Source organism: Vibrio mytili, assembly GCF_049563345.1.
Taxonomy (GTDB): domain Bacteria; phylum Pseudomonadota; class Gammaproteobacteria; order Enterobacterales; family Vibrionaceae; genus Vibrio; species Vibrio mytili.
Genome location: NZ_CP110482.1, coordinates 267,299 through 281,675 on the forward strand (window position 1 = coordinate 267,299; position 14,377 = coordinate 281,675).

Annotated in this window: 12 protein-coding genes and 1 riboswitch; of the genes, 1 reads left to right on the forward strand and 11 read right to left on the reverse strand. The window is 44.1% G+C overall.

Going from position 1 to position 14,377, the window contains the following annotated elements; translation table 11 throughout:
- Positions 1–247: 247 nt before the first annotated feature.
- The 10 genes from ONE56_RS14890 to ONE56_RS14935 form a co-directional block, all read right to left on the reverse strand.
- Positions 248–679, reverse strand: coding sequence for a YccF domain-containing protein (locus ONE56_RS14890; RefSeq protein WP_423840941.1), 432 nt, complete (start codon positions 677–679; stop codon positions 248–250).
- 296 nt (positions 680–975) lie between these two features.
- A complete protein-coding gene (locus tag ONE56_RS14895; RefSeq protein WP_423840942.1) occupies positions 976–1,902 on the reverse strand; it encodes a Gfo/Idh/MocA family protein in 927 nt (308 codons plus the stop codon).
- A gap of 81 nt (positions 1,903–1,983) precedes the next feature.
- Positions 1,984–2,289: an isoamylase early set domain-containing protein gene (locus tag ONE56_RS14900; protein ID WP_041155915.1), complete on the reverse strand. Its 306-nt coding sequence runs from the start codon at positions 2,287–2,289 to the stop codon at positions 1,984–1,986.
- A 278-nt stretch (positions 2,290–2,567) separates the two neighbouring features.
- Complete coding sequence (ribB, locus tag ONE56_RS14905) at positions 2,568–3,224, reverse strand: 3,4-dihydroxy-2-butanone-4-phosphate synthase (protein WP_041155916.1); 657 nt, start codon at positions 3,222–3,224, stop codon at positions 2,568–2,570.
- Positions 3,225–3,381: 157 nt separating this feature from the next.
- A riboswitch (FMN riboswitch) is annotated at positions 3,382–3,522 on the reverse strand.
- 471 nt (positions 3,523–3,993) lie between these two features.
- The gene (locus ONE56_RS14910; protein ID WP_041155918.1) at positions 3,994–4,611 is read right to left on the reverse strand and encodes a cob(I)alamin adenolsyltransferase/cobinamide ATP-dependent adenolsyltransferase; all 618 of its coding nucleotides are present in this window, start codon (positions 4,609–4,611) and stop codon (positions 3,994–3,996) included.
- Positions 4,612–4,698: 87 nt separating this feature from the next.
- Positions 4,699–6,561 (reverse strand): MFS transporter, encoded by a 1,863-nt coding sequence (locus ONE56_RS14915; protein WP_423840943.1) that lies wholly within the window; start codon positions 6,559–6,561, stop codon positions 4,699–4,701.
- A gap of 144 nt (positions 6,562–6,705) precedes the next feature.
- Complete coding sequence (locus ONE56_RS14920; protein WP_041155920.1) at positions 6,706–7,455, reverse strand: helix-turn-helix domain-containing protein; 750 nt, start codon at positions 7,453–7,455, stop codon at positions 6,706–6,708.
- A gap of 432 nt (positions 7,456–7,887) precedes the next feature.
- Positions 7,888–9,234, reverse strand: a complete 1,347-nt coding sequence (locus ONE56_RS14925) for a magnesium transporter (RefSeq protein ID WP_331438619.1) — start codon at positions 9,232–9,234, stop codon at positions 7,888–7,890.
- Between the two features lie 193 nt (positions 9,235–9,427).
- A complete protein-coding gene (locus ONE56_RS14930) occupies positions 9,428–10,744 on the reverse strand; it encodes an ABC1 kinase family protein (protein WP_423840944.1) in 1,317 nt (438 codons plus the stop codon).
- Positions 10,745–10,895: 151 nt separating this feature from the next.
- Entirely contained in the window at positions 10,896–11,567 is a 672-nt protein-coding gene (locus ONE56_RS14935; RefSeq protein WP_331438617.1) for a pyridoxamine 5'-phosphate oxidase family protein, read from the reverse strand.
- A 103-nt stretch (positions 11,568–11,670) separates the two neighbouring features.
- On the opposite strand from ONE56_RS14935, the gene ONE56_RS14940 reads away from it, so the two are divergent.
- Positions 11,671–13,101, forward strand: a complete 1,431-nt coding sequence (locus tag ONE56_RS14940; RefSeq protein ID WP_423840945.1) for a PLP-dependent aminotransferase family protein — start codon at positions 11,671–11,673, stop codon at positions 13,099–13,101.
- On the opposite strand, the gene yjeH is transcribed toward ONE56_RS14940, so the two are convergent.
- Positions 13,093–14,355 (reverse strand): L-methionine/branched-chain amino acid transporter, encoded by a 1,263-nt coding sequence (gene yjeH, locus ONE56_RS14945; protein WP_423840946.1) that lies wholly within the window; start codon positions 14,353–14,355, stop codon positions 13,093–13,095. The genes ONE56_RS14940 and yjeH overlap by 9 nt on opposite strands.
- Between the last annotated feature and the right edge of the window lie 22 nt (positions 14,356–14,377).

A 14,377-nucleotide genomic window follows, 5' to 3' on the forward strand; every position in this document is an offset into this window, starting at 1 on the left:
AATGGTGTACCTTTTGCTTTTTATGGCTACGCTTAAGAATCAGGCTTTAAAGCGATCTGAATAAATGAAAGCAGTACTAAGTAAGTCAAATTCTGACACGAGGTGACGGTATGAACCTGCAAGCAAAGATTATCGAATATGCTTTAGCAATTATTGGATTACTGATGACAGGCATTGCCCTCTGAATACTCTGATTCAGAGGGGCATGATATTCGATTAGGTTTTTCTCGACGAGTTTTATAACCAGTTAGCGACGAGCGTTATATCGTGCCATAGCAGCATCTTCCGAGGAGACGACTGTTTTACCAATTGGTGCCAGGGAGATCACCGCAAGTTTCAAGTGTTGAAGCGCAAATGGAATACCGATGATTGTGACGAAGCACGCCACAGCGGACGCAATATGACCGATCGCTAACCAGATTCCTGCAAATATAAACCAAATGATATTACCGATGATCCCGAGCGGACTAGTGCCGATGTCCATTTCATTGGTCAGTTCATCGCGTGAAACGGCTTCTTTACCAAATGGGAAAAAGGAAAAATTACCCATAACGATACACGCGCGTCCCCAAGGAATGCCGATAATACTGATGAACGCCAAGATGCCAAAAAACCACCATAGCAATCCCATAAATACGCCACCAAACACAAACCAGATAATGTTACCGAGTGTTCTCATTTTATTTCCTATTGCTAATATACGTTTGAAGATCGACTGCGTAACTTTCTATACTAACTAACCCATGCTATACCAACTAAGCTATGCTATATCGACTAAACTATGTTGTTATCCAGGTTAAGCGACGCTAATCGATTTTAATCATTTCATATTGTTAGGTTAAGTATGTCACATAAATCTTAACAGAGTATGAATAATGTTGAGTAAAGCCACGGTGAGAAAATATAGAAGACTCAACAGTAATCCTCAACAGTAATCAAAGCGGCTTGGGTTTACGAAGCATCGCGAAAGTGGCCTCATAAATCACGCTCAATTTTGTTGCAAATGGCTTCTGCAAGTTGGTGAGTCGCGATATTGCGCTCAATGACATTGCTGGCCATTTTTCCACTTTCAATGACCTTAAACCAATCTAACAGCATTGTGTGGAAGCCTTTGCTTGTTAGCATCGGGGTCCAATCTTTTAAGCTGAGTTTCTGTTCTTGGTTACCTTGCCACAATTTACCTTCGACAAAAGAATCAAACTCGAGCGCCTTGTTTGAAAAACAAGCCTGAACGCGTTCAGAAGTAATGCCAAACTGACGATTCATCGAAGCGTGAAGCAACGTGTCACCGTGTTGCCACTGCACATCTAGGCGTGCCAATTGCTTTTCATCATACTGATGGGTGATGTACACGTCTTTGGGCTCGGTTTTTGCTCCTACGTTGACACTGTCTAATGGATGAATGAAATCATCAAAAATAAATGTACGAACATCACCAGGTTGGTTATACCGATGTTTTTCCCAACGAAGCGATTTGAGTGCTGAGATATCACCACTTTGCACGTTGCCCATGTGTTGATTGTATAGGGGAATGTGTCGACGATTGAATCCTACGTAAAGTGGTTGAACTGCTTGTGCGGCCGTTTCATAGAGTCTTTCGACGTCTGCTGCGTTGTCCGCGAGCGGTTTATCAACAAAAGTCGGAATGCCTTGTTTTAAAAAGTATTCAGAGATTTGGACGTGGATATCTGTTGCTGCGTGAATCATGACGGCATCAACACCAAAGCTGGTTAGTTGTTGATAATTCTGACAGGTTTCTGTGATGCGGTATTGGCTCGCTAATAAGGCTAACGTTTCTGCATTCCTTGTGCACAGTACTAGCTCAACGTTGGCGAACTGAGTAATGATCGGAAGATACGCTTTTTGGGCGATATCTCCCAATCCAATGATGCCTATTTTCATCTTGATCCTTCTCTTTCTCGTTATCAGAAAACAAAAAAGGCGCACAAGTGCGCCTATAGTGCTGATTCTATTTTACTGATATTACGCGGTTTGCTGTGATGTGCAAACGACGCTGTTATCGCTACCGAGTCCGTTTGGTACGTAGGCATCTGCTTGTGGATCATTTTCCCAGTCTGATTCATCAAGTAAGTAACGAAACTGAATGTTTTGTTCCTTCGGTAAGCGTGTTTTGAACTTAAATTGACCGCTAGTCTTGACCAGTTTCATCGGTTCAGGTTGCCAGTCATTAAAATCGCCAGCAATTTTGACTGATTTCCACTGCTGTTTATCGAGTTCAAAGGTGACTTCGACTTCATCTTTGGTTTTGAAAAATCTTTTTTTAAGCATTGGTTATTCCCTTGGTTAGCGCAAAAACTGCTCTAACTATTACTCAGCTTTCATACTGATTTCAAGTTTTATCAGCGTTACGGTAGGTGAATAAGTGGGAATTATTAGCTCTAAGAATGGTTCGCGATCAAAGGCGTTTTAATCTTGAGTTTTATGTCTTACAGGTATATACGGTCTATCGTATTGATATTATTTAAGTCTGGCTCGATTGAGTTTGAGTGGATGGACAATACAAAAAGCCGCACAAGGGTGCGGCTCAGAGAAGCATTAGGGGCGCTTTAGGCCAGCTTCGAATCAAACGCTAGACGGTACGTCACCATATCTTCAATGGTTAAAACCGGCATGTTATGCAGGCGCCCAAAGGCAACGAGCTCTGGGGTTTTCGCCATGGTGCCATCGGGGTTCGTAATTTCACATAATACGCCAGCTGGCTGAAGCCCCGCCATTTGCATTAAATCAACCGTCCCTTCTGTATGGCCTCGACGAGTCATCACACCTCCTGGACGTGCGCGTAGCGGGAATACGTGTCCTGGCCGAGCTAGGTCTTCTGGTCTTGCCTCTGGGTTGGCTGCCGTTTTGATGGTTGTTACGCGATCGGCTGCGGATACCCCAGTCGTGACACCCACTTTCGCTTCGATAGAAACCGTAAACGCGGTTTGATTCGCACTGTTGTTGTCCACTACCATTGGAGGAAGATCCAGTTTATCTGCTTGGATGTCGGTCAGACACAGACAAACGATACCGCTGCATTCGCGGATCATTAAAGCCATTTGTTCGTTGGTTAAGTGTTCAACGGAATAGATGATGTCGCCTTCATTTTCGCGATCTTCATCATCAAGGAGAATGACGCCGCGACCTTCTTGAAGGGCAGTAAGTGCGTTTTCAACACGGGTAACTGGGTTGCCAAATTCGGCAAGTAGAGATGACTGATTCATGGTTAACTCCTAAAAATGACCAGAATCAGGGCGGTATGAGAGATCACGACCTACATACGAGTAGAGCTCATGTACATAATGCGATCAAAAAGAAACACCACAGCATTTCCCTAACCACGTTAGCTTTTCTCTACGTGGAGTGGGATTGCTGGTGCATTCTTATTCTCTTTCATCCGGACTATAACCGTCGGCTCTGGCATCTCACCAGATCTGCTGACCTCGACGAATCGAGCGCTCGCGGGCTCACTCAAAAGAGTATACCGCCGGTGGGGAATTTCGCCCCGCCCTGAGAACAATTAATTGTGATGTCAGATCTTATTAACGCAGATGGCTGACGAGGGCATCTTACAACAGTTTTTTCACTAGGTTGAATAATTCGATAAAAAATTGTGTTGTTGCTATAAAAAGTTGTAGCTACAACACAAAAATTAGTACCAAAAGATTTAACGACGAGCACTAGGGTCTGTTGATGTTTCGAGATGATTTTTGCAGCGAATTGTTGAGGTTTTATACAAGGAAGAGGCTTTGTGGTGTAGCTAGTCTACACGAGAAGCCGATGACGCAGTAGAAAAGCTCAACAAACGCTGCCCTTCGGGTTCGAGCTAGGCGCCCCCACTAAAAGCATTTTATACGGCGTTAAGTTTCATTTACTTAGAATAACTAGGTTTCAATCAACTTGCCTTGTCTAAAATGCTTTTGACTAGGCGTCCCCATCCGAACAAAATTTAACCGCGAAACGTCAACAGACCCTAGCAAACTATCGCAAAAGCTATCGACGAAAAAAGTCAGTGCGGATGAAGTGGTCTATCTGCGCTGGTACAAAGGTGTTGTAGAGTAGACTCGTGTGTGTTTGCTTCGCCTCGATATGATCTTGCATACCGTCTAAGCGGGTTTCTTCCACTGTGACGGTACCATCGGACATAATATTGTCGTCACGGATAAGTAACGGGCGAGCACCAATCGGCAACGTGCCCGCGATACTGCCGAGTTTCTGCGGAAAATCCCATCTGTCCTCGTGTTTATTCAGCCCATGACGTGGCGAATTACCCAAGATTGCTCCTAAACCAAGGTCTTTGATTCGAGTGACGATGGATGCGCCTTTAAGGGGAGAGCCGATGGCGACAACATGTGAAATCAAACTCGTGGCCGGTTTCCTCGAAGCAAGGTAGCGCTTAATCATCAACCCGCCTAAGCTATGCCCTACCAATACGTTACCGGTCAGTGGATTCAGTGCACGGTCAATGGTTTCGAAAAGCGTTTCTTCATTGATTGAAACGGTGTTGTAACTTATAACTTGGGTGTCGTAGCCTAACTTACGTAATTTTTTACTCAGCGGTTGCATGACCAGTCCATGCATGTATAGGCCATGTAGAATGATTATTTTCATGTAATCTCCGGCAACATATTAAGACACATGACTTAAGAAAAATTACAGTCAAAGTGCCTTAGGTATCTTACTCTAAATCGAATATGACTACTTGCAAGTGATTAACAAATCTTGCACTTTTTGTTGAAGAGTATGGCGATCTAAGGATGCAGAGCTCTGTCGTTGACCAATGTTCACCTCAATTTTTGACCAAAATCGAGTTGGCAAACGAGTCAGTGCATGGCCGTTTTTGTGGCTAAAAAAGGACCCCCATAGACCTTTTAAAGCGATTGGAATCACTGGAACAGGCGTGCGCTGTAGGATTTTTTCTACGCCAGGTCGAAATTCACCCATTTCGCCATCTGATGTCAAACGACCTTCAGGAAAAATACAAACAATTTCACCGTTGCTTAGGGCTTGTTCTATCTGTAAAAAGGCGTTCTTGTATGTTGGTGCACATCGACGTGGAGAACAAATTGGAATGACACCTGCGTGGCGGAAAACGTGTTTCAAAAGCGGTAGTTCGCTGATTGATTTATCCATAACAAAACGGACAGGGCGAGTTGAAGCTCCCATTAAAATAAGCGCATCCACGTAGCTCACGTGATTAGCGACAATCAGAGCAGCGCCTCTGTCTGGAATGAACTGCCTACCTTTCACTGTCACGCGGTACATGAAGTGACTGAGTAAATAACTGACAAATCGTTGTGTAAATTCGGGCACTTGGTGATAAACATAAATGGCAACCAAAAAATTACCCAATGCCATCAGGCTAAAAAGCTCAACAATGGATAAACCCAATACGCTCAGTACAAATATTGAGATTAAAGCAGAGGCAACCATAAACAAAGCGTTCATAATGTTGTTAGCAGCAATCGCTTGAGCACATTCTTCTGCGTTTGAGCGAGATTGAATGAACGCATACAGTGGTACGATAAACACGCCACCACTGACCCCAACGAAGAAGAGGTCAAACATAACTCGCAAGTGTTGAGGATCCGCGATAAAGCGGTGTACGTCATAGTACTGACTCGATAAGGGAACATGGTGAGGTATTGCCCACATTAAATCCATACCAAACAAGGTTAAACCAAGGATGCCAAAAGGCAGAATACCAAGCTCGACATGATTGAAAGAGAGTTTCTCACATAGCCATGACCCCGTTGCTATGCCAATAGAAAACAGTGCGAGTAACAAAGATACAACGCTGCTGTCGGCATTTAAATGCACTCGAGCGAAGATTGGGAACTGTGTTAGGTAGGTTGCCCCCATAAACCAAAACCAACTGATAGCAAGAATAGACATCCAAACACCGCGTTGCTTCTGAGCGATATTTAACGTCTTTTTGATCCCCAATATCGCAGAAAATGTGACTTGTTTTTTCGCTTGGCTCGGTAACGGAGGAATATTGACGCTACTTAGAAATCCCATGATAGAGAGAAGTACGACTAAACATGAAGCGATGGAAGGTCCGTTGGGTTGGGTTAACAGCAGTCCCGCCGTTAACGTGCCAATCAGGATAGAAAGAAAAGTCCCCATTTCGACCCAAGCGTTGCCTTTCATTAACTCATTTGCTTTTAAAGCCTGGGGAAGCAACGCGTACTTGACTGGCCCAAAGTAAGCGGACTGTGTGCCAGTCAAAAAGAGCAGGATCAACATGAGAATGGCACTTTGGGTCATGATAGCGATGGCGGCAAAGGTCATGATTATAAGCTCGGAAAGTTTTAAACGACGAATGAGCTTGGCTTTGTCCATGTTGTCTGCGATTGCGCCTGCGTGAGCCGAGAACAAAAAGAAAGGGAGGATAAATAAGCCCGCGGCAAGGTTAACGAAAAGATTCGTTGATAAAGGTGATGCATCCATAAAACCGTACGTCACCATTAACAATAGAATGTTTTTGTAGACGTTATCATTGAGTGCCCCGAAACACTGGGTGAGAAAAAATGGGAAAAAGCGTTTTGAAAAAAACATGTTAGCTCCATCAGAACAAAGTTATTTCGATGTGAGCACTTTATGTGTTGTGAGATGATAATCCAGTTGCACGTTGGAAGTTACAATATAAGTAACTAATGGTGACTTATCATATGGCTTTGGCTTGTTGGGTTATCAATATTATTACTTTATGTCTGGTGTTCGCTCCCATGGTTTAAACAGTGGAAATGTCCATTGGCGCATGGCGATAACTAAAGAAGTACCGTGTTTTTCTGTCATATCCAACTCATTGTCGTTGTCACAAGCTTGATAAAATTCTTCGATCACCTTTTGCAATTTGCGCTGCAGTTTTTTGTTGGTTTGGGTGCTCATTAGCCCCGTGGCCATCGATAGTTTTTCTCCTTCAGAAGAGAAATAACTATTGAAAAATGCTTCCTGAACCTGGCGCTGGAAAAAAAGCTGGATAGGACCACCTACTTGCCATTGAAAATTAGGTGATATTTTTAAACGGATTTTATTGCCGGGTAGTAGCTCAATAATGTTGAGTCGGTCTAACTGAGCCAGTTTTTGTATTAGCTCCGGAGTGCTGAATGTATATTGCTCAATGATTTGATTGAACTGATACCCATTCACAACACAAATTGCGACCAGTAATAATGCTTTGTCTTCGACGAGTTGTTTCTCTTGTTCTAAAGTGAGCGAGTCTAAGCGCTTATCTTGCGAAACTGCGATCATAAACAGCGCCGTCATGTCTATTCCGATCAATTGGCAGATACGCTCCAAGCGCTCGAGACTGATTTGGTGCCCTTCTGCCAGAAGACGTTTTACGCTTCCTTCGCTGAGTTCAAGGTGTTTTGCAACATCGGCATAGTGGATGCCAGAGAGTTTTAGTTGGCGTTTAAGTACTTTAATCAGGGCTTGGCTTTGTGACATTTATCATGTGACCTTTTTGAGCAATTGAAGCAACCATTTTCAGGTTTATTTGCGTATAGACACATAGAATAACGCTTTATTGCTCTAGATACTGATAAAAAAATAGCCAATCGCAATTAGTGCGATTGGCTTATATATTTGTGAACAAAATAGAGTTCACTAACAACGTCAGTTGGCTAGGTGACCCTCGGCTTAAGAAGGGTCAATGTATATAATGCACTAAGTGTGCCAACTTGAGATTTGCTAAAAAGCAAGCCAATAAAGGGATATTCTTTCATAAATCTCATTGTTTTTTGCAATTTGCAAATGCGATATGCAATTACTCTTTATTATGCTAATGATTGATTAATAAACAACACGAAGACATGATCTCGTATTAGTAGATTTTCTTGTTAATTAATTAAAGCATTATCAATCTACAACATGGCTAAACTAAAGCATGACTAAGCTGGCGGTGCCTAAGAAGGCAAAAAAGCCTACGACGTCTGTTACGGTTGTCAAAATTACCGATCCTGCGAGCGCAGGATCTAACTTTAGTTTATCCAAAATGATTGGAATGAGGACGCCGAACAACGCCGCAGTGATGATATTGACGACAATAGCTAAAGCGATCGTGCCTCCCAGTATTGCGGATTGAAACCAAAGTCCAGCTAACCCACCGATAATGATAGCCCAAGCGAGTCCGTTGAGAGAGCCAATGCCGAGCTCATTCTTTAACAGCTTAAATCGGTTACCCGGTGTAATTTGATTCAGTGCCATTGAACGGATCATTAGAGTCAACGTTTGGCTACCTGCTATTCCCCCCATAGAAGCAACGATTGGCATTAACACCGCGAGCGCGACAACTTGGGCGATCACATCTTCAAACAGGCCAATAGTGACGGAGGCTAAAATCGCAGTGAGCAGATTGATCCCTAACCATACCCCACGTTTTTGAGAGCTTTTTAGAACGGGTGCAAACAAGTCATCACCTTCGTCCATACCCGTACCAGCCATGAGTCTCGATTCGTAGATTTCTCGTTGGGTACTTAAGGCAAATTGCCAGTCTACTTCACCAATCAATGTCTGGTCTGAATCCGTCACAGGCAAGGCAGAAAGAGCACTGTGCTCCATTGCTTCGACTGCTTCCGATAACGACATTTTGCTGTCTAGAACTGTCACGGTGTCCAACGCAAGGGTTTTCAAGCGGACTTCAGTATCACTACGCAAAATTTCGTAGTAGTTCACCACACCACGAAACTGCTTATTCCGGTTGATGAGATACACTTGTTGAGGTGTATCGTAGCTGTAACGTTCTATCAACTGCTTTGCTGTTGCAACAGTAATATTAAAAGGCAACGTGATAATCTTTCGTTCAGCCCAGTGGCCGAGCTCTTCATCTTCGTATTCTTGGGCTTGATCGTAGAGTTCGAGCTCGTCTTTTTCGATCAGAGCTAATGCTTCGTTAATGATCGTCTCAGGCAGAGAGTCAGCCCACTCGATCAGAGAAAGGTTATCTAGCTTTGCAAGGGTAAGCTTAAGTTCGATTTCCGATAATGCATTGATGATAGAAAAGCGAACATCTGCACGCATTTCGGTTAGTACATCGATATGGCGTTCTAGCGGCAGGGCTCGCCATAGTCGAACACGGTCCTCAATTGGAAAGGCTTCCAGAACTAAAGCGACGGAACCCGGTTCCAGACCGGCTTCTATCGCTTCATTGAGCTCGGAGGATTGCTCCGCCTCGTCGGCTTGACCAATGTGTTGTATTAGTGAGGAGATATCTTGAAACTTACTCACCGAGTTCCCCAGTAGTTAGTTAATGTGAATACCCAAGCTTTTTTAAAAGTGTTTGGGTATCGGCATTTTGCCGAGTTATAAATGCGATAAGAAGTCCAACCACTCATGCTTAACAAGCTCTGATACCCCGAAGTCGTCGATGTTCGGGATGGTTGTTATTCAAAGTACTCGAAAGTAGCAGAAAAACAATAGTCTATTCGATATTAAGATAAGGAAGAACTAATTGACGGATGTTTACTTTTGCGCCGAGCCTAGCTGCAAGTAAGTACATCCCGGCGATTTTTCGGTGTAAGAAAATGGCATCCGCTGGGGGAGTGTGCCAATAGTTTTGTTCCATGCTAAGAATGGTGCCCGCTTGGCGTAGTCGCTTCGAAAGTCCACTGGCTTTGAAGTCATAGTCATCATCGATGAGCATAGGTTCACAGGCCATTTTGACCAGATCCAATACCGCTTTTCGCTGTTCAGGTTGAATCGCTTGTGCAAAGAAGCCAATTTGTTCCAATGCGTGATTGAGGCTGTGTTCGTCATGGTTCACCACTGAGCGAAATGCTTGACGATACCCAGAACTAAATCGTTGGCTGTATTCACGAGTAGCCCCGAAGTCTAACAGACCAATTTGTCGAGTCTCTTCATTGTACAAATAGTTGGCGAAGTTGGGATCGGTCTGAACCATTCTAAACTCAAACAACTCTCGAAACATAAGGTCAAGCAAATGATGCATTACCATGTCTCGAGTGTATTGGTCGTGATTATCAAGCGTGTCGATAGGACGGCCTTCGATAAAGTCCATCGCTAAGACGGATGACGAAGAACTTTCGTGGTGGATTTTAGGTACAACAAAGTGAGGATCGGTTTTTAAAGCATCGTAATAGTGCTTGACGAATTGGGCTTCGCGCCGATAATCGGCCTCGTCATGAAGTTGCTTTTTGGCTTCTTCCAATAGTCCTTTATAGTCTACGGATTCGGGGATCAGACCAACGACTTTAAGTAATGTGCCAACGTTGTTGACATCACTGTTGATGCTTTTACGGATTCCGGGGTACTGAACTTTGACGGCCAGTTTATCTCCGGCATCACTATAAGCTTGATGCACTTGTCCGATAGAGGCACTCGCCATGGGTTTGAAATTAAAGGCTAAAAAAGCGTGTTTCCAGTGCTCTCCAAGCGCATTTTCCATCACGGCGTTTAATTGCTTTGCTGGCATAGGGTCTGCGTCGGAGCGAAGTCTCGAAAGGATCTCCGCTAACTCTGGCTCTAGAATGTCACCAGCATCCATCGATAACATTTGACCGAGTTTCATTGCCGCACCACGTAGGTGAGCAAGTTGCTCGGTCAGTCTAGTGATGTTTGACGGTGTAAGAAGAAGATCTTTTGCTTTGGGCTTGTTGCCTTTAGCCAGTTGTTTGGTTCCTTCAGCGAGCACATTGCCAGCCACTCGCGTGGCAAGAGAGGCAAATTTACCGAACCTAGAAATGCGATGTGTAGGTAACCCTTTTTCCTTGTCTGACATGGAGACCTTCCCGTTTTATTCAAACCATGTTGAACACCGTTTGTGGTTTATTCATGTTATACGGGAAAATGAAGAGGTTGGATACAATTGGAAGCAGAACCGCCAGCAAGACTAGCGGTTAGCGTGCAGTAACTGAACGTCACTTCCGTACTTAGTCTGGCGCTTTGGTTTCATGCCAGCGACTCGGATAAGCACTGCTGTAATCAGGCTCAACGAATCCTTCATACAATCCATCAGTCGCTTCGAGTGGACCAACGATAGTTCGGTATGGTAATACACCAGCCCACACCGGAATATCCAGGTCTTCAGCGTCATCGTTTACACCAAAGTTACTGATTTTTACCGATGCTTCTTTAAGGGGGATTTTTAAGAGCAACGTCGCGTTCAGTTCTTTTTCGTTGCTTAGTCTTATCTGCTCCGTTCTTCCGGGTGCTATTTGCTCGATAAAGTGATTGAGTAAGCGATCTTTCTCTTTGTTGTCAGGTACGACTTCAAATTGTCCAAACACAACAGCGCTGCGATAGTGAGCGCTATGATGAAAGGCGGAGCGAGCCAGAACCCATCCATCAAACAAAGTGAAAGTAAGACAGGTTTGCTGTCCTTGTTTGAGTGTGCGTAGCAAACGGCTGTTGTTCGCGCCATGGATGTAAACACAATCATCTACACGCCATGCCAGCATGGGAATCACCACAGGTCCAGATTCATTGGTAATGGCAATATGAGCAACCAAGCTTTCGTCTATGATTTCATGCAACTTTTCAATTTCAGTGACCGCTTTATGGGCTCCTTTCTTAATCTCTGTTCTTTTTGTACTTAACAACATGAATGCTCTCCTCAGCTAATCGTAAAAATCGAAATGTTTATTTCGCGTGCCTTGTTGCAATGTACTGTTTAACTGGTAGCTTAAGGAGGGCCAGTTTTAAATAATGGATGGATCCGGTTTGTCGTTGATTGATGTTGGGGATTTGCAGTTAAATACTGAGGCGGAGACGCTTCAGCAGTCGGTATTTCTTTCGATTAGAGATAAGATCGTTAAAGGGTTTTGGGCAAAGAATGGCAAGTTGCCCTCGACGCGTAAGTTAGCCCAAGAACTAAATTTGAGTAGAAATACGGTTATTTTTGCGTATGAGCAGCTAGTGGCAGAGGGCTACTTAAACAGCCGGAAAGGCTCTGGCTTTTATGTTGCAGTGGAGTTACCTGAGCAATATTTACCTAGCATTGAACCAACGGAAGTGCATACTGTTAACCAAAAGGTGCTTGACGTTAACGCGGCATTTGCACCGGGTGTCCCTGATCTAGCGCTCTTTCCTAGTGTTCAGTGGCAAAAGTATCTTAACCGCCACTTAACGCGAACCTCTTTGCTTGGTAATCAAGACATTCAAGGAAGCTGGGCGCTTCGGTGTTCTCTTTCTGATTATTTAGCCTCTAGCCGCTCCGTTCACTGCTCACCGAGTAGAGTCATCATTACCTCAGGCGCTCAGCAGGCTTTAAGCATTGCAACAATGGCAACATTGAAACGCGGTGACAAAATATTAATGGAGCAACCTGGTTACGCCCAGATGCGTAAGTTAATCCAGTTCATGCAGTATCAGTTTGCTCCTTTGTTTGTAAAAGAAAAACTTGGGTTTGACGTGGAATCCGTAACAAACTCAGATGCTGATGCGCTATACATTACTCCGAGTAATCAGTATCCAATGGGCACCACTTTAGATACTGAGCAAAGGGGAAAAATAATCGATTGGGCGGTACAGAATTCTGCTTGGATTTTAGAAGATGATTATGACAGTGAATTTCAATTCGCTCACCGCCCCTATACCAGTCTACAAGGGTTAGCAGCACAATTAGGACGTGGAGAGCGCGTTATCTATATCGGTTCGTTCAGTAAAGTGATGTTTAACGGTTTGAGGATGGGCTATCTTGTCGTGCCTGATTCACTGGTTGAGACATGTTTAATGATTAAAGATGCTCTAAGTGGTGATTCGCCTAGTCACGTGCAAGAGGCAATGGCGGACTTTATTGTTGAAGGGAGTCTGTTACGTCATATCCGGAAAATGCGCCGTATTTACAAAGCAAAGCATGAACAAATGTGCCTTTCAATTAATGAATGCTTTGGAGACAAAGTCAGCGTGATTAGTCAGGCTGCAGGGTTGCACATCACTCTGAAATGGCGCAACGGAATTGATGAGCATACATGGGCGCAACGCGCTGCAAATGAAGGTATTGTACTGCGTCCACTGAGCTACTATGAGCACCCTGAATACATAAATCGAGATTGGAATGGGGCAGTGCTTGGCTATGGAAACACTGCATTATTGGAAATAGACTCGCTTATAAAACGACTCTCGGATTTATTCTAGAACCTTAGATTCATGTTTGCGATTCAGGCGTTTCCAAGGAAGGGACAGCAACGCGAAAATGGAGAGTGCGTAGAACATAGACCAACCTAGGCAGATAAACACGCCGGTGCAGAGTAGCAGAGAAATACCTGCTAATACTTTCCCGACCCCTTTAAGCAACTTAAATGCTGCCAACATTGCTAGCAGGTAAACTAAGACAAAAATACTATTGGCGAGCTTTAGGAAAAACTCCAGGTCGAGACCTGAAAGGGTACCCACGACACAGGAGATCAACAAAATGCCGCCAACCACTAGCGTGGCAGAAGAGGGAACTCCTCGACGGGATATTTTGGCTAGTTTGCTGTCTGAACGGTGTTCGCGAGCCTGAGCCCAAACCATTCTCGCCAAGCTTTGAGTGTAAAGGTTGATGCTGGCAAAGCACGCTGAAAAGCCAATCACACTGATGAGCCACTTGGCGTGTTCACCCAGTAGATGCTCACTTAACCACGGGATAGATGCGTTATCAAACTGTGGACTACCGTAGGCGCCAAACTTTAATATTACTACCGAACAGGCCCAATACGTGAGTCCTGCTACGAGGCAGCCAAAAACAATCGCAATAGGGAAATCACGCTGTGGGTTTTTAAACTCTTCTCCCATATGAGCGAACGCCTCGATACCAACAAAACACCAAAACATCACACCCAGAGCTGCGGTGATTGACCATATGGAGTCTGACGTGATCTCTGGCATAACCAGATCTGCACTGGTAATTTCCCCTTTCCATAAAAATGAGCCGACTAAAGCAAAAACACTTAACGCAATGACAGTTTGTAAACGGCCCGATGATTTTGTTCCCAATAAATTGACGAAAATAAGAAGTAAAATGGTCATGATCTGGGCAAATAGGTTGCTGTTTAGTGATGATGGGAGAAGCTGTTGCAAAAATCCGGCTGCCAGGGCAATCGCTGGTGGAATACCCACGGGGATGATACTGACGAATAGCCAAGCGACACTACTTTCTAGTTTGCTATTAAATGCTTTACGAACAAAGAAAGCAGTGCCACCAGCGTTGGGGTAGCGCTTTCCAAGTTGAGAGAAAGTCAAAGCAATAGGGCATATTGCAATAAACAATAAAATCCATGCCCATAATGAAAAATGACCTGCGATACCCGCAGCAATTGCTGGGATCATAAATAAGCCAGTTCCCATTAACGTTGTGGAAAGTTGAGCGATGCCGGAAATGAGTGAGATGTCTTTTTTAAGCTGTTCCATACTGGTCTCTGACGGTGTCGAA